Origin of the sequence: Candidatus Blochmanniella chromaiodes str. 640 (assembly GCF_000331065.1) — a bacterium.
Classification (GTDB): domain Bacteria; phylum Pseudomonadota; class Gammaproteobacteria; order Enterobacterales; family Enterobacteriaceae; genus Blochmanniella; species Blochmanniella pennsylvanica.
Genome location: NC_020075.1, coordinates 516862 through 542257 on the forward strand (window position 1 = coordinate 516862; position 25396 = coordinate 542257).

Below are 25396 nucleotides of genomic sequence, written 5' to 3' on the forward strand. Positions count from 1 at the left end.
TACAACAATAATTATTGTAATGAATATTACATATTAAATTCGGTTAATAAAAATAGATCTAATCACTAACGACACATACATATAAATTCATATATCCAAAGATATATATATCTAATTCAATACTGCAATTCCCATTGCAAAAAAAATTTATACATTAGTATAATATACTATCAACAAATAATATTAGTATATATACTATAATTTAAATACTAATTTAATAACATTTTATCTATAAAAAATTATTAAACTTAATTATTTTTTATTATTATATCTAGTTTTTTACTCATATCATTCCAATGCACATAAATCATTATTTGATCCATAATTCATTAGAATTATGTCAATTAAAATTTCTATAAACACTAAAAATTAAAATAATTTATTTATATGTAATATTAAATATATATATGATATCATCACGACTAAATATATTGCAACCAACCTACTTACATGCATACTTATACTTAAGCTATCATGAATTCAATGAGATGTAACTAACAAACGATAATAGTTTCTATAACAATATTTATTTTGAATAATTTAAATAAAAATCCTTGTAAGTTTCCATTAATCACTGTTTTATAAACTCAATTAAAGATGAATTCATACCATTAATATAAATAAACTATATCTTGCACATATCTTGATATGTTTAAAATAATCCTTTTCCAAATACTGTAAAAATTTTTACTTTTAATCAAAAGTAGCTTACTAGTTATTAAATTAATTAATTACATTCGCATAAATAAAAACATAACGAACATAATTGTTTCATCTTCTTTAAGATAAACAAAGTTTCTCAATAAGCTGTCTTTATATGTACATATATATATACATATATTAATCTTTATATCGTTAATTAAAATAATAAAAAATTCATATACATTCCATGTAATAAGCTTTCATAGCTATTAATCAAAACATTTATATAAATATTCTTATTAATTATTTTTACACCATTAAATAGCATAAAATTATACAAATATATTATCCTAATGTTAGCCTAACATTACCATTAAATTAACACAGCAAACCAAATGTAACAACTAAATAATTTTTATGTCGCAACATGACAAAAAAGTCATATATATAAAAAATATATTCATAATATATTTCACGTACGTATAAACATATGTTTTTAATAGTATTATTTAAATACATTTACTAAATTATATTATAGCTGCTTATACAATAACAGCTATCCAAATAAAACCACCAAGACCTATAAAAAATAATAAAATATATATATTAATTATAATTTAGTATGATTTTATATTTTTCACAATAATTATACTTTAAATAAAAAACCATACATTTGATATTTATAGAAATAATAGACAGCTTATTAATGAATAAGCTGTCTATTAAAAAAATTATATAAATTAGTGCATTTAATTAAAAAATGTTTTTTACTATCCTTCAATTACTGCTATTTGACATTTTAAAAAAAAAATAGTATTACTAATATCATTAGCACTCGTGCATCTATAAAATAAATATAATCACATCGCAATAAAAATGAGTATTCTCTCATTGAAACCATTTCTAGTAATTAAGCAATTATTTAGAATATTACTATGATTGAAAATATTGCAATTAGATCCTTAAATATAAATGAGGTTTTTGATAAATAAATCACTGGGAAATTTAAAAAAATAATGAGATATCAAAAAAATCAGATGAAATGTCTAAATATTCAAGTGCGCTATCATTCTAATCCAGCAGTCGTTTTTAATCAATTATGTAATAAACGTAATTCGACATTATTATTAGAATCAGCAGAAATTAATAAAAAACACAACATAGAAAGTATGATGATTGTTGATAGCGCATTGCGTATTACCGCTTATGGATCAACTGTTACTGTACAAGCTTTAACTAAAAATGGCGCAAGTTTACTTCCATTACTAGTACAAACATTACCCACAAAAATACAAATTCATAAAACTTCTAACAGCATCAAATTTATGTTTCCTACAGCACAGACCATGACTGACGAAGATACACGTCTACGATCGATTTCAATATTTGATTGTCTACGCTCATTGTTAAAAATAATACAACCTCTTCATGATACCCCCAAAGCTACATTTTTGGGAGGTTTATTTTCCTACGATTTAATATCTTGTTTTGAATATTTTCCTCGGTTAATCAATACTTATACATGCCCAGACTACTGTTTCTATTTAGCCGAAACATTATTAGTGTTTGATCATCAAAAATATACTGCTTCATTACAAATTACCTTGTTTAGTCCAAATATCTTAGAAAAAGATCGATTACAAACTAGGATGAACCAATTAAAAACCCAAATTAACCAAACACCGCAATCTATTCCTTATAAAAAAATACATAATATGACATTACGCTGTGATCCAAATGACGAAAAATACAAACGAGTTATACGTAAAATACAAAGATCTATACGTCAAGGAGAAATATTACAAGCTGTCCCTTCACGACGATTTTTCCTTCCCTGTCCTTCACCATTAGCAGCATACCATGTATTAAAAACTAATAATCCTAGTCCCTACATGTTTTTTATGCAAGACATAGCATTTACACTTTTCGGAGCTTCTCCTGAAAGTTCTTTAAAATACAATGCAGATACTCGACAAATTGAAATTTACCCCATCGCTGGTACACGAGCTAGAACTTATCGTACTGACGGATCATTGGATACAGATGCAGATAACCGTATAGAATTAGAAATGCGCTTAAATCATAAAGAATTATCAGAACATCTCATGTTAGTAGACTTAGCAAGAAATGATTTAGCACGTGTCTGTAAAACGGGTAGCCGTTATGTCGCTGATTTATTAAAAGTAGATAGATACTCTTTTGTTATGCATTTAGTGTCTAGAGTGGTGGGAGAATTGCGTCATGATCTTGATATACTACATGCCTATCGTGCATGTATGAATATGGGCACATTAACTGGAGCTCCAAAAATTAGAGCCATGGAACTGATTTATGAAGTAGAAGGTACACGTCGTAACACTTACGGAGGCGCTATTGGATACCTAACTGGTGCTGGAAATTTAGACACATGTATCATCATACGATCAGCCTACGTCACAAATCAAATAGCTACAATACAAGCAGGAGCCGGTGTGGTAATAGATTCCATACCTCAATCAGAAGCCGATGAAAGCCGTAGCAAAGCACGCGCTGTTTTACATGCCATCTCTACAGCACATGGTTCTAAGGAGTTATTTTAACAATGGTTAACGTAATATTACTAGATAACATTGACTCATTTACGTATAATTTAGTAGATCAGTTGCGCAATCACGGCCATCAAGTGCTAATATATACTAATCAACTACCTGCATCGATCATTATCGATACCATATCGAATATGGTAAACCCAATTTTAATGTTATCGCCAGGTCCTGGATCCCCTAGTAAAGCTGGATGCATGACAAAATTGATAGCACAATTACATAGAAAAATCCCAATCATTGGGATCTGTCTGGGATATCAAGCCATTGTAGAATTTTATGGAGGGAACATATCTCGATCAAAAGAAATTTTTCATGGAAAATCTTCTTTGATACATCACGACAATTCAGCTATGTTTTCTAATATACCAAACCCTTTTTTAGTAGGACGATACCATTCATTAATAGGTAGTTCTATACCAAATAATTTAAAAATTAATGCTTATTACAATAAACACACAGCAATGGCAGTACGTAATGACTCTGATCGGATTTGCGGGTTTCAATTTCATCCTGAGTCTATCTTAACTACTCATGGAACACGACTTATTCAACAAACTATCGCATGGGCAATATGCTTAGACAAGGAAAAATAACATGCAAAACATCTTAGACACCTTATATCAAGGTAAAAATATTAACCAAAAACAAAGTGAAGCATTATTACATTCCATAATAAAAGAAAAATTATCTGCAATACAAATTGCATCGGCACTTATTAGTATGAAAATACGTGGAGAAACCTTTGAAGAAATTATAGGTGCTGTGAATATATTATTAACTCACGCTAAACCTTTTCCTCGTCCAAATAGCTTGTTTGCAGACATTACAGGCACCGGAGGAGACAATAGTAATACTATCAATATTTCTACAATCAGCGCTATTGTAGCTGCAACTTGCGGCGCAAAAATTATTAAACATGGCAACCGTAGTATATCTAATTTAACGGGATCAATGGACTTACTAAAACAACATTGTTTAATACTCAACAGTCCACAACAAGCACGTAAAAATTTTGATGAATTGGGTATATGCTTTTTATATACCCCGCAATACTATACAGTGCTACATCGCATTATGCCCATACGTAAGCAATTAAAAATTCCTACATTATTTAATATAGTAGGTCCATTGATTAATCCATCCAAACCACCATTAACACTTATTGGTGTATACAAAAAAGAATTATTATCGCCTATAATCCGAATATTACAATTACTTAAATATAATCACGCTATAGTAGTACATTGCGGTGGAATTGATGAAGTGGGATTACACTCCGCTACTCATGTAGCGGAACTACACAATAGCATCATAAATAATTATATTTTGACAGCATCGGATTTTGGGATGGACTCTTATCCAATAGAAATATTACGTTGTTATTCGAGAAAACAAGCCCGCGAATACATGATCAATATATTAAAAGGAAGAGGAAAACCTGCGCATTCTGCTGTAATAGCAGCCAATGTAGCATTATTATTAAAATTATTTGGGTATAACGATCTACGCGCTAATACACAACTAGCTTTAGAAAAAATGCATCATGGCATACCTTACACTCTTTTGAGTTCTTTATCAGAAACTAAGATACAAAACCATGCAACACACAATACTCGATAAAATTTTATCATATAAAAAAATGTGGATAGCTGATCAAAAAAAACAGCATTCATTACATTTTTTAAAAAGTAAAACACAAGCAAGCAATCGTGATTTTTATAGCGCTGTGTCTCGCAATAAATATCAAACAATATTTATATTAGAATGTAAGAAAGCGTCTCCTTCTAAAGGTATTATTTGTAATGATTTTGATCCTATCAAAATAGCGCAGACTTATAAAAATTACTCCTCAGTGATATCAGTATTAACTGATAATAAATATTTTCATGGGAATTTTAATATTTTACACCAAGTGAGTAACATTGTAAAACAACCAATATTATGTAAAGATTTCTTTATTTCAGAATGGCAAATTTATTTTGCGCGCTTACATAAAGCTGATGCTATTTTACTAATGCTATCAATTCTAGATGATGCATCCTATCAAAAATTGGTCAAAATAGCTCATACATTATGTATGGGGGTACTAACAGAAATCGCAAACGAAGATGAATTAAAGCGCGCTAAATATTTAGGAGCTAAAGTTATCGGTATAAATAATCGTAATCTGAATGATTTGTCCGTTGATTTAAATCGCACTATTACTCTAAGTAAAGATATACCTAACACAATCACTGTAATCAGCGAGTCTGGTATTAGCAATTATTGTCATATAAGAAAACTTAGACGATATGTTAATGGATTTTTAATAGGTACAATATTAATGTCTCAACCAAAGCTTAATACAGCCATTAAAAAATTAATTTTAGGAGAAAATAAAATATGTGGACTAACTCGAGTGAGAGACGCTGATATTGCATACAAATCAGGCGCAATATATGGAGGGCTAATTTTTGTTCCCACTTCACCTCGCTACATAAATATCACAATTGCGCAACGTATTGTTTCTTGTGTAAAACATTTAAGTTATGTTGGTGTGTTTTGTAATGCTCCAATTTCTTATATTGTTACCATGGTTACCATATTAGGACTAGCAGCAGTTCAGCTTCATGGAGTAGAAGATCAAGATTATATTAATATTTTACGGACACGATTACCCATAACATGTCATATATGGAAAAGTATTAATATGAATCACAGACCATTGTCGAAATGTAATATACTGAACGTAGATCGCTATTTAGCAGATAGTGGAGGGGGTAGTGGAAAAACTTTTGATTGGTCACTGCTTTCTAGCATGCAATTAGATAAAGTAATTTTAGCCGGAGGATTGACAATAAACAATTGTAATAAAGCGGCGCGCATAGGTTGTTTAGGTTTAGATTTTAATTCTGGAGTTGAAATTAAACCAGGTATTAAAAATCACCAGAAACTCATCAAAGTCTTCCAAATAATCAGGTCTTATTAAAGGAATATATATTTCAAATAATTAAAAAATAAAGTAATCAATATGATAAAATTAAAATCCTATTTTGGAGAATTTGGAGGTATGTATGTACCGCAAATTCTAATACCAGCCCTAACTCAATTAGAAGAAGCATTTATATCAGCTCAAGATGATGCTGTTTTCCAAAAAGAACTCAAATATCTTTTAAACAACTATGCCGGTCGTCCTACTCCTTTGACATTATGTAGAAATTTAACAAAAGGAACTCGCGCTAAACTGTATTTAAAACGTGAAGACTTATTGCATGGAGGATCTCATAAAACCAACCAAGTATTAGGACAAGCTTTATTAGCAAAACGTATGTCTAAAACAGAAATAATCGCTGAAACTGGTGCCGGACAACATGGAGTGGCTGTCTCCATTGCAGCATCTCTTTTAGGATTAAAATGTCGTATTTATATGGGATCTAAAGATATAAAACGTCAAAAACTCAACGTTTTGAGAATGCAATTAATGGGCACACAAGTTATTCCAGTACATCATGGATCTGAAACTTTAAAAGATGCTTGTAACGAAGCCATGCGCGAATGGTCGAAAACTTATGAATACACCCATTACATGCTTGGTACAGCTGCTGGACCTCATCCTTTTCCCACAATCGTTAGAGAATTTCAACGTATTATTGGAAAAGAAACATACAAACAAATACAAAAATATGAGCAATGCTTACCAGATGCAATTATTGCTTGCGTAGGAGGAGGATCTAATGCTATTGGCATATTTTCTGATTTTGTTGACATGCCATCAGTGCAGTTATTAGGTGTAGAAGCTGGAGGATTAGGTATAAATACTGAATATCATGGTGCCGCTCTACAACATGGAAGTATAGGAATTTATTTTGGTATGAAAACTTCAATTTTACAATCTTCGGAAGGACAAGTAAAAAACTCTTATTCTGTTTCCGCTGGTCTCGATTTTCCATCTGTCGGTCCAGAGCATGTTTATCTAAAAAATACTGGCCGGGTACAATATGTATCTATTAATGATATAGAAGCCATAACCGCTTTTAAGAAATTATCTATTCATGAAGGAATTATTCCAGCTCTAGAATCCGCTCACGCTTTAGCTCATGCACTAAAAATAATTCAGAAACAACCAGATAAAGCACAAATTTTAGTAGTTAATTTGTCTGGACGGGGAGATAAAGACATTTCTACCGTTCATAATGCATTACAAAAAGAAAGAGATAGATAACAATGAATCGTTACAAAAAATTATTTACACATTTAAAGAAAAAAAAATTAGGAGCATTTATTCCTTTTATTACTGTAGGATATCCCGATCCTATTTCTTTTATGCATATCATCGATACATTAGTGTCTTCAGGTTCCGATGCACTAGAATTAGGAATACCATTTTCTGATCCTATATCAGATGGACCTATAATACAAAAAAGTATGGAACGTGCTTTCAAATCAGGTATAAATTTTTCACGTTGCGTGACAATACTACACAATATTCGCAACAAATATCCAAATTTGCCCATCGGATTACTAATTTATGCAAATTTAGTCTTTAAAAATGGAATAGATAATTTTTATTCATGTTGCTCAAAACTAGATATAGATTCTATATTAATTCCTGATCTCCCTGTAGAAGAAAGTCTACCGTTTTATAATGCTGCTATACAACATAAAATAGCCCACATCTTCATTTGTCCACCTAATGCTACCGAAGAATTAATCCATAATATTACTACTCTCGGCCATGGATACATCTATTTATTATCTCGACCCGGAGTAACTGGCATTGATATTAATACAAAAAAAATTTCCAATGCTGTATTACATAGTATAATTATGTGTATCCAAAAACAAAAAAAAACATTACCTATACTACAAGGTTTTGGAATACACACACCGCTTCAAGCTCAAGAATCGTTATTGTTAGGAACTTCTGGAATCATTACCGGTTCTAAAATTGCAAGCATTATAGAAGAAAATATATCTAACACAAAACTAGCATTTAAGAAAATAGAAAAATTAGTACGTCTTATGAAAACGTCCATGAATTCTAATACTCATTAGAATTAGTAATAATAGGTATTTTCTGTTTTTATTTTTAATAAAAAACCGAACGATTATATATTATAATCATCAAAATTAGCACGCGCATCCTTACAAAAAACCACGAAATACATTATATTAAATTTAATATTACTTTGATATACAAAATTATTATCATAATACTTATTAAGATCCGTATGCAGATACCTTAAACTTATAAACATATCTACACGTACAATAGATCAACAATGCGTTAAAGAAAAAATTTTTAGTTTATTATATATAAACTATATATATTATCGAAAAATTTCCAAATACAAGTATTCTCTAAACAATATGTTGAATATAATTATTTATTGAATCATATTATATTTAAATTGAAATTAAATAATTTGATCATATTTCCCGAATTCAATTTTGAAGAAATATGACCTCTCTACTTTCAAAAAATATTTTTTGGAAAAATTATAAAAATTATGATAATCAGAATATCTCAAGACGTATTATGTTTTATTCGTAATTATTACATAAATATTACAACATTAATATTAGCTACAACATTAATTCAAGCTAGCTTAGATTATATTTTATTACCAAAAAAAGAAGATTTCATATTTATGAATAATTTTATTAATGAAAGCTTACAGAACATGATCAAAGAATTATCGTCAGATCAACAGTATATTTTATTAAAATTATCTGCTGCTAATAGTATTACTAAGCTTCTAAGTAATACTTTTTTATGCGGAAATATACTAACCATGTTACATGTTTTATCCACTACCGATAAAAATAATCAATCTTTCAATATAATAAATATTATTCAGTTAGCAATACCATTATTTCCAAAATTATTACTATTAATTTTTTACACTACATTGTGCATACAACTGGGTTTAATGATAGCAATTGTTCCGGGTATTCTATTAGCCATTATAATCAGCCTAACTCCGGTTATGATTATCACTAATAATATATCTATTATGGAAGCTATACGCCTTAGTATAAAAGTAAGCTGTCGTAACATTCATTTAACTACACCACCAATATTATTATGGTTTCTAATAAAAACTATACTTATACTGATATGCATCCATTATTTCCATTCTTGGGTCTTCGTTGTTAAGATTTTAATAAATACCGCGAACAATATATCATCTGTAATTATTTTAATTTATTTATATCGATTATATATGATTATCAGAACAGTATGAAATTATTAATTTTTTAAAAAAATTTTATTTATATTTATATTAAAAATAACTCATATAAAACAAAAACATGTATATATTGCAACCCAAAATAATAAATTATTCAATTAGTTAAAAGCATTATTTTCATATAAACCTGCAAAATCAATTTATTAACATAACCATATGTAATATTAATCACTAAAAATTTTTACAGAATTTAAACAAAATTTGAAAGTAATAATCAATTTTTTTTCTGGTTTATTGCTCTCATATACCCAACGACGCATAGCTGATCTAATACTTTCTTCGAACATACCAGGAGGAACCGCTGATAATATACACATGTTATCAATTTTACCTCTAGCATTCACATCATATTGTACAATAACTTTTCCTTCTACATTTAATATTTTCGCTCTATTAGGATATTCAGGATATACGCGATTAATTGCGCAAGAAGATATATACGGTCGATCATGATGTTTTTTAGGCACATGCACAGAATATGTTGTAGATTCTCCAATATTAACATCGTTTTTCTCAACCAAAGGCAAATTTTTATCAGCATTGAATTTATATTTAGAACTATCTAAATTTTTTTTTTCTGAACGAACTATAGATCTTGAATTTCTCTGCTTATGACATGTTTTAAGTGTTTTTGACAATTGTTTTTTTTCTAACGATTCATGAAAAAGTTGACTAGTTTGCAGTAATGACAATGTCATTATATTAGATCTTTGCTCGCAAACAGACTGATTAACAAAATGATAACAATAATGTAATAATACATGCATTATAAATGCATGTATTACACATGATAAAAAACAACAAAAATAAATTGACATATGCAGTTTGCACCAAATCCGGCGGAACGGATCTATAACCAAATTTTTTATTTTTTTAAAAAAAAATCTCATATTTCATTATAATTTTAAATATTTTATGTCTTTATACTAGTAATTATTGTAAATCACTTTCCTTAATATTTTAAATACATGAATATATACGACAATAAATAGTTATGCATCAATTCTAATTATCTAAAATTAAATAATTCAACTAAACACATACATCATTTTTGCGTTCATTGCTTATACTATTTGAGTATTAATAATCGATATATATATTGCATCGCATAATAATTATTAATTATATACATAAAATTACAAATTAATTTATTTCCTCAAAATATAATAAGTGTTTGCAAATATCATATACTGTATATAATGCATAAATATAATAATAAAATTGATATTATTAAATAATTATTAATATTAATTAATATATTTTATCAATCAATATCTGATCATTATATATATCTACACCTTTTATATGATTATAAAATTTGTCATAAAATAAATATTCAATAATAATCTATAGTCTTTGTTTAAAATATCTCATAAATATCTCAATAGGATTTATGTAATCATGATTGCGATTCATGCCATATTTAATTGTATTTTCTTATGCAGTTATTGGTTATTAATCGTACTCGTTACATTTCGAGTTTTAATAAAACGCCGCGCAGTGCCATCGTCTATGGCATGGTTATTAGTAATTTATGTTTTGCCTTTAATAGGTATTATTACATATCTATTATTTGGAGAATCTAACCTTGGTAAACAACGATCTAATAGAAGTAAGATAGCATGGTCATCTACTATGCGTCGCATACGAATACTAAAAACCTACAAACATATATTTTCCACTGAACACAGCGTAATCGCTTCTTCATTGTTTAAGCTTTGCGAACATCGTCAAGGAATAGGCGCTCTAAAAGGCAATCAAATACAGTTATTAAAAAAAACTGACGATACCATTATATCTTTAATTAAAGATATTGAATTGGCTCAACACAGCATTGATATGGTATTTTATATTTGGGAGTCTGGGGGGCTAGTAGATCATGTTATAAAAAAATTAATTATAGCAGCTAAAAGAGGCATCCGGTGTCGCATCATATTAGATTCAGCCGGATGCGCCAATTTTTTCAGTAGTTCATGTCCTAATATAATGCGTCAAGCTGGGGTGAATATTGTAGAAGCACTACATGTCAATTTGTTACGCGTCTTCTTACGTCGTATGGATTTGCGGCAACACAGAAAAATGATATTAATTGATGACCATATTGCTTATACTGGCAGTATGAATATGGTAGATCCCCAATTGTTTAAAAAAAACATAGGAATTGGACAATGGGTCGACATTATGGTACGTATAGACGGGCCTGCAGCTTCAGCAATGAGCATAATATTTTCTTCTGATTGGGAAATTGAAACAGGACAACACGTATTGTTCCCATTGTTATTCAACACTCACATAGTAGCAGCTCATAAACTAATATCAACAGGACATACTATTCAAATTATCCCCTCTGGACCAGGATGCCCGGAAGGAATAATTCATCAAGCATTACTAATATCATTATATGAAGCACGTAAAAAGCTTATTATTACTACTCCATATTTGGTGCCTAGTGATGATTTATTACACGCCATTTGTACAGCAGCACAACGGGGAGTTGAAGTACATATTATTATTCCTCAAAACAACGACTCTGTATTAGTAAACTGGGCTAGTAGAGCATTTTTTAGCGAATTATTAAAAGCCGGGGTTTTAATACATCAATTCCAAAATGGATTACTACACGTAAAAAGTGTATTAATCGATCAACAATTAAGTCTAATAGGAACTGTAAACCTGGACATACGCAGTTTATGGCTAAACTTTGAAATCACATTAGTCATTGATAGTAAAGATTTTAGTAACGAGCTAGAAAAAACACAGGAGAATTATATTGCACACTCTAAAACGATTGATCCCCAAAAATGGGCTAACCGTCCTTATTGGGAACGCATTGTTGAACGTTTATTTTATTTCTTAAGTCCTCTGTTATAAGGATTTTTTAACTTTTAATTTCAACAACATAATTCAAAATAAATATAACAAATCCCATACCCCATCCATTAAATAGGGTGTTATTAATTTGAATTAAAATATTCATAAAATCCCTTTATCACAATTAAACGTATACTCACTTATCAATTTAATTTGCATACAAGTAAAATTCTATATACGTTTAAAACAATAAATATATTCTGTATTTAATTAACCTAACACCTGGCGCCAAGTACATGATGAAATTACACAGTATTTCATCGTCATTACATATAACTACAAATTGTTATATATAAAATATAAATTAATCCATATTGATTAATAAAAGTGAATCCAAAATACAAGTAATATCCATATCAGTTTAGAACTTGAATATAAAATTGATTGTGCATAAAAATATATCTTATTTAAAAGAAAGTAACATATACATAGCTTCAATAAACTATTATCTATTTTTATATACACGTTTTGTTAAAGATAATGGTGACTCTAATTGTTCTACAAAATGTTTACGGCACACTGAAACATAACGATTATTTCCACCAACCAATATTTGATTGCCATCTCGAATTATTAAACCTTGATCATCAATTCTAAGAACTCTATTAGCCTTTCGTCCACAATAACAAATAGTTTTTAATTCGATTAATTTATCTGCCCATGCTAATAACCATAGACTACCTGAAAATAAATCAGATCTAAAATCAGTACGTAATCCATAACATAATACTGGAATATTTAACACATCGACTATTTTGCTTAAATCAATCACTTGATTACGGTTGAGAAAATGACACTCATCCACTAACACACAATGTATTATATCCTTTTGATGCATAGTTACTACTTGATCAAAAAAATTAGTTTTAATGTTAAATACTCTAGCAGAAGCATATAATCCAATACGAGATTTAATTTGTTTATATCTATTATCTCTAGAATTCATGTCAGCAGTATATAACACAGTGCGCATTCCTCTTTCTTGATAATTATAAGAAGACTGTAATAATGCGGTAGTTTTTCCAGCATTCATTGCGGAATAATAAAAATATAATTGTGCCATACAATTAACACCCTATTCGACTCACAGTATTTTACTACTAGCAACATAAATATAATTTAAATTATAGATAATATTAGGTTTAAAAATTATTTAATCCATAAACTTATAAAAAACATTTATTTTTATATACTAAATTAATGTGCGATGAAATAATTTTTTTATTTTATCTAAGATAAACACTTTTACAATACCATATATGTTTTTAACACTACTTTGTATTTTATATTCAAAATAATGATTCAGGTAAATAAAACAATCTGTACTTAACATGCAATCCATATATTTACAAAATAATTTAAATTAATAAAAAGATATTATTTGTATTTAAAAATTTTATAAGTAAATAAATAATTTTAATTTGAATGAATAATACTTAAACATTAAATAATATTAAATATTATTATAAATAATACATAAATCATTTAATTAAAATTAATTAAATATTTTTAATAGAAAAACATAAATCATACTCACTGATACTTATAACACTATATATATTTAATTACCAATTAACACAAAATATAATAAGATTATTTATAAATTAAACACCCTAGGTCTTGCAGAAAATAAATTAGCGCTCTATCCTTATACTAGACTTATTATTTATCACATTTTGAGATTAAGTTAATGAACGACACACTAAAAATTCTTAATAATATACGCACTTTACGAGCGCAAGCTAGAGCGTGCACCCTTGATACCTTAGAAGAAATGTTAGAAAAATTAGAAGTAGTTGTTAATGAACGCCGAGAAGAAAATAATCAAGCTCAAGCTGAAATAGAAAAACATTCTCGAAAATTACAACAATATCGTGATATGCTCATAGCTGATGGGATAGATCCTAATGAACTATTACAAAATATAACTTCTAATACTAAGCCTATTCATAAAAATAAACGTGCAGCTCGCCCAGCAAAGTATCAATATATTAACAAATATGGTGAAATTAAAACTTGGACCGGACAAGGACGTACTCCTTCAATTATCAAAAAAGCTATCGATGAAAAAAAGAAAAAATTAGAAGATTTTTTACTATAATTAATGATAAATAATACTTATTTATTTCATCTCAAACAAAGAAATTCTTGGTAATATTTTCAAGCTCTTTGTCTGAAATCATCATATGCATAATTTAATATGTACTATACTGTTCACAACCATTCAAATTTAATATTATTTAATTCATAATATCGAATATAACAATCACAATTACTTTTTATAAAATACAAATATATTTAACTAAATTAATAAATCTATTGTATATTTACTGTTTTTATCGAAATGCTAATTGTCCAATTACTACCCCGTTTAGCGGAAATAAACAAATTTTCATTAATTTTAATAACTTCTATCGCTAATATAAATTTGTTATTACCCAAACAAATTGTCACTATATTACATTATGGTAATATTTTTTATACATATAAATAAATTCTGTTGAATCCCATCTCAAAATAGCTCTGTGTATTTTACACATATGCCTACAACATTAATTATAACTAATAATCTATACTTACTAGTATAGTATATTCCTTAAAAATATAAATCTTAAAAAATAAAAATAACTATATTGATATCAACTGTAGAATTGAAAAATTTTTCATTAACATAAACATCACAATTATTAAATATGGTCACTTGTATAGATGTCCATTATTATTTCCTTCATAACCCTGATCTAAAATATTAGATGGAAATATCATACACAATTTACTAAAAATTGATTCTTAATTAAAAACGCAATACCTATAAATATATACCAAATAAGTCCATATACTTACGATCTATACTGTTTTTTTAGAATTATTAAAATAGTTAAAAATAAAAATCCCGACATAACATCATAATATAATTTAATTTAATACAATAATATTGTTTTTGTACTAATAAATATATTTTATATGTTTAATAAAAATTAATGATATAATAAATATTAGAAATATCCTAGCATCATGTATATTAGGATGATCACTATATTTGTTAATATATTTCAATAAAAGTTCAAATGATATCATTCAACATATTTTCTAAAACTTTTGTGATTATAAATTTTAACAATATGTCCTATTGACATATAAAAAAGATACAATGCACTTGGCGATGGCACTAAAAACCTCGACATAAAACATATTAAAAATTATTTAATAACCATAAGATTTTTTTGCAATTATGCAGCACATAAATTTTCAATTGTTTCAACATAATTTCACATTACTGAAAAAATAAATTTATACAAAAATCATTAGTATCAAATAATATTTAAAATATATCTATATTATAGATACAACAACCCTCCTAATAATAAGATCAAAATAGGCTTTTAGAACAAGCTATAAATCTGTTTTTTCTACACATTATTTCAAATACGCATTTAAATTACTTTTTAATTATTCTGCAGAAACTTTATAAAAAGTTGATAAAAACCAATGTTAAATCAACATGATTTTAATTAAAATGACTAACCATTATATATAAACATTCTATGAAATAAAATTAAAACAAAGCTACAGATTACTGAAGCACACATTTTATGAACTATTACAATAATAGCTATAATTTTCAATTATTAGTTAAATTAATTGATCGTTCAATAATAAATATATAATAAAATTAGAACCATAATAATTAATTATAATACATTCAATAATCTTCTTATACTCACAAGCATACTCATACCCAAATAATTTATTAAAAACACAACAAATGTTTTGAACTTATTAATTCATTGTATTATATAGAAACATACATATATAATAGCCTACAGTTCTGTAGCTCTACTACTATCTTTAAAGAATTTAATATACTAAACCGATTAATAATTAAATAATTGTAACAAATGGTATTTATTTTCATATACTATTATACACATACAAAGTATAATTATTAGTTGTTGTTAATTATTTTTATTTTACTAAATCAGTAACGCCTATATTTTATAATCGAAAATAAATACGGATCGCCATCATATGAAATTTGTTTCTTTTAACATCAATGGATTACGTGCTCGTATGCATCAATTAAACGCAATTATCTTTCAATTGAAACCTGATGTAATTGGGTTACAAGAAACTAGAGTACATGATGATTTTTTCCCTGTAAAAGAAATACTGCAACATGGTTATCACGTATATTATTACGGTCAAAAAAAATATCATGGGGTCGCATTGTTTCTACGTCAAACTCCTTTAACTGTTACTCGCGGACTAACTGATGATGACAATTTATCACAAAAACGGATAATTATGGCTGATATTATGACACCAATAGGAACATTAACTATTATTAACGGTTATTTTCCCCAAGGAGAAAATAAAAATCATCCAGAAAAATTTATGTACAAAAAAAATTTTTATAAAAGTTTCCAAAACTACGTAGAACATACCTATCATAGTCATTCATTGTTACTAATTATGGGCGACATGAACATTAGTCCTACAGATTTTGATATTGGTATTGGTGAAAAAAATAAAAAACGTTGGATCGCATCAGGTCGATGTTCTTTCTTACCAGAGGAAAGAACATGGATCAATCGTTTGATGAGCTGGGGTTTGGTAGATATATACCGCAACATGCATCCTCAAAATGATGAACGTTATTCTTGGTTCAGTTATAGATCCCATGGATTTTACAAAAATAATGGTTTACGTATTGATTTGATATTAGCAACACGTCCTCTAGCCAATCGTTGCAAAAATAGTGATATAAGCTATGATATTCGTAGAATGCAACGACCGTCCGATCATGCTCCGGTATGGGTAGATTTTGATATTTAATATGTACTTACATCACACGGAAATCATTTTATATAAACCTTAACTACTAATATGACATGATATCACTGAAAATTTTTAATTTTTATATATGTAAAAATTAATAAAATCATAAAAATTTCATAATTTTCATTTAATTTATACGTATTGTGTGATACCTAATTTGATTTAAATGTGAAAATATAAAGTTAATGTGGATATTATATAATGTTTTTAATGATAAAGTCGTTCATCCAGAATATATGGAAGATCATTTATAAAGTACTTAGATATAGCATACGTACACTGCATCTTATACGAACAGTAATAATAAATATATTTTTCATCATTTTCATTGTAATTAGTGTGGGAGTATATTTAAATTTACGTGATTCTTCTGCCTCGTTATCAAAGTGCTCTGCATTAATTCTAGATCTTTCTGGTATTATTGTAGATAAACCAGTGACATATAGTAAATTTCAAAAATTCAGTCAACATTTATTAAATACAAATAAACCAAATGCTCAAGAAAACTCATTATTTGATATTATTAGTATATTACGTCAAGCCAAAAACGATCCACATATAACTGGATTGATATTATCATTAAAAAACTTTTGTGGAAGCAATCAAACATCATTAGAATATATTGGTAAAGCATTACGTGAATTCAAAGAATCTGGTAAGCCAATTTATGCTATTTCTGATTATTACAATCAATCACAGTATTTGCTCGCTAGTTATGCCAATAAAATCTATCTCACACCACATGGATTTGTAGATTTACGAGGAATTTCTACTAGCAAATTATATTATAAATCTCTATTAAATAATTTAAAAATTAATACTCATATTTTTAGAGTAGGTACATATAAATCTGCTGTTGAACCATTTATTCAAGATCAAATGTCTGATCATGTGCGACATGAAGAAACAAAATTGGTAAATCGTTTATGGGATCAATATTTAAAAATAATATCTATTAATCGTAACACAACAACACAATCAATTTTTCCGGGAATCAACAATATATTAAATGAATTGCATCGAATGCAAGGCGATACTGCAGCTTATGCGCTGAAAAATAAATGGATTGATGAAATCGCATCCCATTTTGTTATAGAAAATACGATGAAAGAAATATTTGGATCCAATAAACAAGGCACTTCGTTTAATGCAATTAGCATGTATGATTATAATCTTATAGCTCCTGAAAAAAAAGATAACCAAATAGCAATAATATGTATTAATGGCCCTATCGTGGATGGACCTGATATACCAGGTTCAATTGGTGGTGATACTATAGCGCATAAAATTCGCAGCGCTCGGTTTGATCCTAAAATAAAAGCAATAGTACTTCGTGTCAATAGTCCCGGTGGAAGTGTAAATGCTTCTGAATTAATTAGATTAGAATTAATAGCTGTCAGGGATTCTGGTAAACCAGTAGTGGTTTCTATGGGTGGCATAGCAGCATCTGGCGGATATTGGATATCAACACCAGCCAATGTTATTATTGCAAGTAACAGTACTATTACGGGTTCTATCGGTATATTTGGTATTATTAATACATTTGAAAAATCTCTTGACACCATCGGTATTCATAGTGATGGAGTAAATACATCCCCTATATCAAATATTTCAATAACTACCCCGCTACCTACTGAATATATAAATATGATGCAACTTTATGTAAATACCAGTTATCATTATTTTATTAACACTGTGGCTGAATCTCGCTGTAAAACTACAGAAGATATCCATAAAATCGCTCAAGGCCATGTATGGCTTGGCTATGATGCAATAAAAAATGGATTAATTGACAATATAGGAGATTTAGATGACGCAATAAATAAAGCTATTGAACTAGCTCACTTAAAAGAATATCAACTAAATTGGTACGAAAATAAAATAAATTGGATAGATGTTTTAATACAACAAGCTAATAAAGTTATTCATACTATAATTATAAATTTATTAAATCATTACGTTTCATTAATTAATTTTGATAATAATATAAAAATAAATAACTCTAATATCCTACAATTTTCGTGGAATGATCCAAAAAATTGCTATGCTCTTGATTTAAATTATTCAGAACAATTATAAGATAAAAAAAAAATTTTATTTACATACTTATAGCATTGAAAAATGATGATTCAATCACAAAAAATCACATTAATAAATTCATTTAATTTAAGTACCTATAAAAGAGGAATCTAAAAATATATTTATATTATTAGATCATAATAAATTATAAAATACACGTAACTATCAAAAATTAAATATATTACATATTAGCGATATGATATCATATCGCTAATATGTAATATATAAAATATCAAAAACATCAAACACGCACATTACTTTGAATTCATTACAATAATTCTTATTGAGAATTCAATATATAAAACAATATTCCATGCCTTCATTTAAAATTTACAACATAACATATAATCACAACTAAAACAGGAGCATATAATAATATGGCTATTAAAATAGGTATTAATGGATTTGGTAGAATTGGTCGCGTTATTTTTAGAACTGTACAAGACAGAAAAGACGCAGATGTTGTCGCCATTAATGATTTACTCGACATTGAACATATCGCATATATGTTGAAATATGATTCAACTCATGGACGATTTAAAGGAACAATTAATGTACATGGTGACCATCTAATCATTAATGATAAAGTTGTGCACTACACTTCAAAAAAAGATCCAAAAAACTTATATTGGGGAAATTTTGATATTGATGTTGTTACTGAATCTACAGGAATGTTTTTAACTGAAGAAAAAGCTCATGGACATATCTTCTCTGGAGCCCGTAAAGTAGTATTAACAGCCCCATCAAAAGATGATACACCAATGTTTGTTATGGGAGTTAATAACCATCTCTACAAGGGAGAAAAAATAATATCTAATGCATCTTGCACTACTAATTGTTTAGCTCCATTAGCTAAAGTTATTAACGACAATTTTGGCATCATTGAAGGTATAATGACTACTGTTCATGCTACCACCGCTACTCAAAAAACCGTTGATGCCCCAATACATAATGATTGGAGAAGTGGACGTGGTGCCTACCAAAATATAATTCCATCTTCTACTGGAGCGACACGAGCATTAGGAAAAGTTATTAAAGAGCTAGACGGTAAATTAACTGGAATATCATTCCGAGTCCCTATTCCAAATGTTTCTGTTGTTGACTTTACCGTCCGTTTAGAAAAATCCGCTTCTTATAAAAATATTTGTGATGTTATTAAAAATGCCGCTTACGGAAATTTAAAAGGAATTATAGGATATACTGATGAAAAAGTGGTATCTAGCGATTTTAACGGAGAAAAATTAATCTCTATTTTCGATGCACAAGCAAGCATCTTATTAAATAATCATTTCGCTAAACTAATATCTTGGTATGATAATGAAACAGGCTACTCTGACAAAGTAATCGATTTAAGTGTATATATTACAAAACATTAAATAATATCATCCAATAAATACTTCAACCTATTACATAGGTAATCTCATTAATGATTAGAATCAAATAAAAACTGTTTAATGACTTTCAAATAAGAGATGTTATCTCTGCAACATCCTCAAATAACATCTCTTATCAATTGGATATTTGAAATATAAATAAAGATCAATAAAATAGGAAAACTATAAAAATAGTATTAATTCATATTATGAATATGACATACGATATTGTCGTTGACAACGTATATAAATCTATACTATCCAATTGACCTGCATTGGAAAAATTATAAATATTAATATCTCAATGCTATTAACCACAAATAAATATATATTAAATTGTTATACTTGTTTCATTGTTTCTAATTTGATAACCTTAGTAAGGTTTAAACGTATACGTAATTACACAGATATCATATATAACAATTTAATATACAACAGATTTGTTGATATCAAATTTTTTATTTTTCAAAAAATATTAAAATATATCAATCTGAATTATTTTAATTTTAGGTAATTATTTATGTTGAATTTTTTAAATATTTGCTCTAAAACTAGAAAAAGCTGGGTTTTGTTAATATTTACTGTTGTTATTTTAGAGTTAATAGCCTTATATTTACAACACATTGTTTTAATAAAACCTTGCGTATTATGTGTTTACCAAAGATGTGCTTTGTGTGGTATAGGAATTGCTGGATTGATTGGAACAATTGCTCCATTTACTCCTTTAAGATTTTTTTCTATTCCGATTTGGATATACAGCGCCTGGAAAGGATTGTTGCTAGCTAAAGAATATACTGATATTCAATTACATCCATCCCCATTTTTCATGTGTGATTTGTTTGTCCAATTTCCTCATTGGTTACCTTTAAATAAGTGGTGGCCTAGTATGTTTGATGCTGATGGTGATTGCGCCGGATACAAATGGTACTTTTTATCATTAGAAATATCTCAATGGATGCTTATAATTTTTGCTAACTACTTAATAATAGCGATACTCGTATCGTTATCACAAATTATTGATCTCAAAAAATGGAATAATAAATAGAATATAAATAAAATTAATACCAATTTTTTGTATTTAAGCGTATATATTACTTATTTATACATAAAACACAAAAATTATATATTATCACCGATCTTTATTGCAGTCACCTACTTACCCTAATTGCGTGCATACTGAAAAATCAACATGAAATATACTGAGTAATTCTAGCATATATTTGTTCAAAAAAATATTGTTGAACAAAACCAACTCAAATATATATTGCACTACATAATATATACCTTCTGAAATAATATTATTATTAGTATTTCTTATTGTTTTAAAACTTTTATAAAATATATATATTACATTAATATCTAAAATTTTAAAAAGTAAAAATTATATTACCAATATACTATTATAATATGTTAACCTTAATCTCATGTTAAAAAAAATATAACTGTCCTGATAATTTATAAAAAATAAACAATCATTAACATCGTACAATTTTAAATACGTCGTATTTACTACATCGATGAAATACATTATACTACAGCAGTTATTGAACTATGTATGGTCATTAATTAATTTTTATTGACAAGTCATCGTTTCACATATTCTACTATAGGCATAGTAGTATTTTATACTTTAAAATAAAAATTAATATATATAAATCATAAAACGAATAATAAATAAACATACGTTCATACAAATAATCGTGTTGCATATAAGTATATGCATATATATCTAAATTGTGAAAGATCAATGTGTCTATCAGCATAAAAGGGAGTAATTTTACATTATTGGTGATACATGTCTATAGTACGTGTATAGGGGTAATTCGTCGATCATTAGAAGAAAAAATAAAAAAAGCTCCCTTTTTTTTATTAAAAAACACTCCAGTTGTTATAGACGTTGGTAATCTTAATTATTGCAATAATTGGGATGCTCTATGTCGAACAATATCCGATGCTGGATTATTTATAGTTGGAGTATGTTGTTGTCATGATAACAAATTAAAAAAAATAATTATTCATAGTGGAATACCTATTCTTACTCAAGGAGCCTCTGTCAAATATAAATATTTTGCAGAATGCTTACAAAAAAACATCCCAATAATCTCTAAAACACAATTAATCAATACACCAATACGTTCTGGACAAAAAATATACGCTCGCAACAGAGATTTAATTATTATTGCAAATGTTAGCGCTGGAGCTGAAATTATTGCCGACGGAAATATCCATATTTATGGTACGATGAGAGGAAGAGTATTAGCCGGCGCCTCTGGTAGTAAAGAATCTCAAATTTTTTGTACTCATTTATCTCCTGAGCTAGTATCTATTGGAGGACGTTATTGGCTAAGCGATCAAATTCCAAAAGAATTTTCAGGTAAACCGGTAAGACTTAGTTTAAAAGACGATATGCTTATCATTCAAAATTTATAATGTATCCTGCAATAAGGATTTGTTTATGACACGAATAATAGTTATTACTTCAGGAAAAGGAGGAGTAGGTAAAACAACATCAAGCGCAGCTCTCGCTACTGGACTGGCGCGTAAAGGTAAAAAAACCGCTGTCATTGATTTCGATATCGGATTGCGTAATCTTGATTTAGTTATGGGATGCGAACGTAGAGTAGTATATGATTTTATTAATGTCATCCAGGGCGATGCCACTTTACATCAAGCATTAATTAAAGATAAACATACTGATTATTTATATATTCTACCTGCTTCACAAACACGTGATAAAAATTCTCTAACTCGAGTTGGAGTAGAAAAAATATTAAATAATCTTAATAAAATGAACTTTGAATTTATAATATGTGATTCTCCTGCAGGTATTGATAGCGGAGCTTTAACAGCTCTATATTTTGCAGACGAAGCCATTGTTACTACCAATCCAGAAATTTCATCAGTACATGACTCAGATCGCATACTGGGTATTTTAGCATCTAAATCTAAACGCTCCGAAAATGGTATAGACACAATCAAAGAACACCTATTACTAACTCGATATAATCCTAGCCGCGTTCGACGAGGAGATATGCTTAGTTTAGAAGATGTGATAGAGATATTAAGAATTCCTGTTCTAGGTGTTATACCAGAAGATAAATCAGTATTAAAAGCATCTAATCAAGGTGAACCAATTATTTTGGATTCAAAATCTCATGCAGGACAAGCCTATTCAGATACAGTAGATCGTTTGTTAGGTAATCCATGTCCTTTGCGCTTTATTGAAGAAAAAAAACCCAATTTTTTTAAACGATTTTTCAAGAGATAATACTATTATGGTTTTAGTAAATTTCTTTTTTTTTAGAAAAAAAACACCGGCCAACATCGCTAAAAAAAGACTACAAGAAATTGTTTCTGACCATAACATTAGAAATAATTTTGCTCCATATTTTTTACCTCAATTAAAAAAAGATTTAGTCCAAACAATAAGTAAATATATACATAATCCACGCATACTTTCAATCCAATTAGAAAAAAAGGACAACAATACATCTATTTTAAAATGTAAGATAATTTTTTTTAATGAAGAGACACAATAAATCGTACAATTAATGCCAATCTTCAATTAAAAAATTCATCAATACTACTAATAAACAATCTTCTCTCAGTATAAAAAGATATTACATTAATATATAAAAACAAAACAAAATTACAACAACTTTGTTATATCTCCTTATTTTTCTAATCAATATCCAATAAAAAATTTTTATTGCAAAAATCCAAATTACAGTAAAAAATAAAAAATATAACCATGCCGTAATGTTACGAAACAATTCTATACATAATCATATTACAATTCCAAAATATAATAAATATATGTTTACTTACGTAAAAATTATTAAAATGTACAGACAACATCTAACATTATTAGATCATTAATAGCCATTATTAAAAACTAAATATCATTTTTCTTTACAACTACTACGTTACGTAAATACACAGGTTGCGCCTGATTTGGATTAATAAATATTTTGTTTCTCCAATTACATATGCCTAAAGGCAACATGTCCTGTGCTTCAGGCGACATAACACTCTTCTTTAAGCCAATCACACCCGGCACTCTTATGCATTTCAATACTAGATAGTTATTCCAACCTGTTCCTACAAGCGCCAAGTTACTCTGTAGCTTCTGGGAACCAGAATATATTAATTTTTTTGCAATTATTTCCGGTTTTGTAATAGACTCATTATCGCTACGTATCCAATAACTATCGTCGCTCATTCGATAATAATGAGCCCAATACAACTCACCCATACGCGCATCAATAGTAGATATAACTTGTTTAACAGAAAAAATACGCCAAGCCCCCTGCGCTAGTACTTCCAAAGAAGATACCTCTACTAATGGTAAATCTGCTCCTAATGCTAATCCTTGTGCGACGCTTATCCCAATACGTATCCCGGAAAAACTACCCGGTCCTCTATTAAATACAATACAATCCAAGGATTGTAAGGTAACACCTACTTCTATTAATAATTGATTAATCATAGGCAATATATTCTCTGAATGACTCCTTGGAGCTATAATTTTATGATCATATATGCTATGATTAATCATTATGGCAACAGAACACAATTCAGTGGTAGTATCAAAAGCCAAAATTTGAGTAGACATATCATGTAAATAAAAATGAAATTGTATAAAAAGAAAATTATAACTGCATTACATACTATATGTTTTACTTATAGTAAAGTGTGAAATTTACTAAACCAACTAAAATCATTAAAACTAAAAAATTATATTAATATTTTAATCATTCAATGATATGATGAT

The 25396-nt window shown here is 28.1% G+C and carries 19 protein-coding genes; 16 read left to right on the top strand and 3 right to left on the bottom strand.

What is annotated here, in order from left to right; genetic code table 11:
* Nucleotides 1-1658: 1658 nt before the first annotated feature.
* From BCHRO640_RS02180 to BCHRO640_RS02210, 7 genes are all read left to right on the top strand, one after another.
* Nucleotides 1659-3221: an anthranilate synthase component 1 gene (locus BCHRO640_RS02180; RefSeq protein ID WP_015344679.1), complete on the top strand. Its 1563-nt coding sequence runs from the start codon at nucleotides 1659-1661 to the stop codon at nucleotides 3219-3221.
* A gap of 2 nt (nucleotides 3222-3223) precedes the next feature.
* Nucleotides 3224-3820: an anthranilate synthase component II gene (locus BCHRO640_RS02185; protein WP_015344680.1), complete on the top strand. Its 597-nt coding sequence runs from the start codon at nucleotides 3224-3226 to the stop codon at nucleotides 3818-3820.
* A gap of 1 nt (nucleotide 3821) precedes the next feature.
* Nucleotides 3822-4847, top strand: a complete 1026-nt coding sequence (gene trpD, locus BCHRO640_RS02190) for an anthranilate phosphoribosyltransferase (protein WP_015344681.1) — start codon at nucleotides 3822-3824, stop codon at nucleotides 4845-4847.
* A complete protein-coding gene (gene trpCF / locus BCHRO640_RS02195) occupies nucleotides 4825-6195 on the top strand; it encodes a bifunctional indole-3-glycerol-phosphate synthase TrpC/phosphoribosylanthranilate isomerase TrpF (protein ID WP_015344682.1) in 1371 nt (456 codons plus the stop codon). Before trpD ends, trpCF begins: the two co-directional genes overlap by 23 nt.
* Nucleotides 6196-6237: 42 nt before the next feature.
* On the top strand, nucleotides 6238-7428 hold the full coding sequence (gene trpB, locus BCHRO640_RS02200) for a tryptophan synthase subunit beta (protein WP_015344683.1): 1191 nt from the start codon (nucleotides 6238-6240) through the stop codon (nucleotides 7426-7428).
* A 2-nt stretch (nucleotides 7429-7430) separates the two neighbouring features.
* Nucleotides 7431-8261, top strand: coding sequence for a tryptophan synthase subunit alpha (trpA, locus tag BCHRO640_RS02205; RefSeq protein ID WP_015344684.1), 831 nt, complete (start codon nucleotides 7431-7433; stop codon nucleotides 8259-8261).
* Between the two features lie 455 nt (nucleotides 8262-8716).
* Nucleotides 8717-9454: a YciC family protein gene (locus BCHRO640_RS02210; protein ID WP_015344685.1), complete on the top strand. Its 738-nt coding sequence runs from the start codon at nucleotides 8717-8719 to the stop codon at nucleotides 9452-9454.
* Between the two features lie 170 nt (nucleotides 9455-9624).
* Here the strand turns inward: BCHRO640_RS02210 and BCHRO640_RS02215 are convergent, their stop codons facing one another.
* A complete protein-coding gene (locus BCHRO640_RS02215; protein ID WP_236608094.1) occupies nucleotides 9625-10227 on the bottom strand; it encodes a TonB family protein in 603 nt (200 codons plus the stop codon).
* A 634-nt stretch (nucleotides 10228-10861) separates the two neighbouring features.
* On the opposite strand from BCHRO640_RS02215, the gene cls reads away from it, so the two are divergent.
* Complete coding sequence (cls, locus tag BCHRO640_RS02220; protein WP_011282975.1) at nucleotides 10862-12331, top strand: cardiolipin synthase; 1470 nt, start codon at nucleotides 10862-10864, stop codon at nucleotides 12329-12331.
* Between the two features lie 445 nt (nucleotides 12332-12776).
* Here cls and BCHRO640_RS02225 read toward each other — a convergent pair whose 3' ends face one another.
* On the bottom strand, nucleotides 12777-13394 hold the full coding sequence (locus BCHRO640_RS02225) for a thymidine kinase (RefSeq protein WP_015344687.1): 618 nt from the start codon (nucleotides 13392-13394) through the stop codon (nucleotides 12777-12779).
* Nucleotides 13395-14021: 627 nt separating this feature from the next.
* Here BCHRO640_RS02225 and hns point away from each other — a divergent pair.
* From hns to minE, 8 genes are all read left to right on the top strand, one after another.
* Nucleotides 14022-14432 (top strand): histone-like nucleoid-structuring protein H-NS, encoded by a 411-nt coding sequence (gene hns, locus BCHRO640_RS02230; RefSeq protein ID WP_011282977.1) that lies wholly within the window; start codon nucleotides 14022-14024, stop codon nucleotides 14430-14432.
* Between the two features lie 1928 nt (nucleotides 14433-16360).
* Nucleotides 16361-17167, top strand: coding sequence for an exodeoxyribonuclease III (gene xthA, locus BCHRO640_RS02235; protein WP_011282978.1), 807 nt, complete (start codon nucleotides 16361-16363; stop codon nucleotides 17165-17167).
* A gap of 228 nt (nucleotides 17168-17395) precedes the next feature.
* The gene (gene sppA / locus BCHRO640_RS02240) at nucleotides 17396-19249 is read left to right on the top strand and encodes a signal peptide peptidase SppA (RefSeq protein ID WP_041567611.1); all 1854 of its coding nucleotides are present in this window, start codon (nucleotides 17396-17398) and stop codon (nucleotides 19247-19249) included.
* Nucleotides 19250-19626: 377 nt separating this feature from the next.
* Complete coding sequence (gene gap / locus BCHRO640_RS02245) at nucleotides 19627-20625, top strand: type I glyceraldehyde-3-phosphate dehydrogenase (protein ID WP_015344689.1); 999 nt, start codon at nucleotides 19627-19629, stop codon at nucleotides 20623-20625.
* 517 nt (nucleotides 20626-21142) lie between these two features.
* Nucleotides 21143-21667 (top strand): disulfide bond formation protein DsbB, encoded by a 525-nt coding sequence (gene dsbB / locus BCHRO640_RS02250; protein ID WP_015344690.1) that lies wholly within the window; start codon nucleotides 21143-21145, stop codon nucleotides 21665-21667.
* A 704-nt stretch (nucleotides 21668-22371) separates the two neighbouring features.
* A complete protein-coding gene (minC, locus tag BCHRO640_RS02255; protein WP_015344691.1) occupies nucleotides 22372-23052 on the top strand; it encodes a septum site-determining protein MinC in 681 nt (226 codons plus the stop codon).
* 25 nt (nucleotides 23053-23077) lie between these two features.
* Entirely contained in the window at nucleotides 23078-23890 is an 813-nt protein-coding gene (minD, locus tag BCHRO640_RS02260; protein WP_015344692.1) for a septum site-determining protein MinD, read from the top strand.
* Nucleotides 23891-23897: 7 nt separating this feature from the next.
* A complete protein-coding gene (gene minE / locus BCHRO640_RS02265) occupies nucleotides 23898-24161 on the top strand; it encodes a cell division topological specificity factor MinE (RefSeq protein ID WP_015344693.1) in 264 nt (87 codons plus the stop codon).
* A gap of 356 nt (nucleotides 24162-24517) precedes the next feature.
* On the opposite strand, the gene tsaB is transcribed toward minE, so the two are convergent.
* The gene (gene tsaB / locus BCHRO640_RS02270) at nucleotides 24518-25237 is read right to left on the bottom strand and encodes a tRNA (adenosine(37)-N6)-threonylcarbamoyltransferase complex dimerization subunit type 1 TsaB (protein WP_015344694.1); all 720 of its coding nucleotides are present in this window, start codon (nucleotides 25235-25237) and stop codon (nucleotides 24518-24520) included.
* Between the last annotated feature and the right edge of the window lie 159 nt (nucleotides 25238-25396).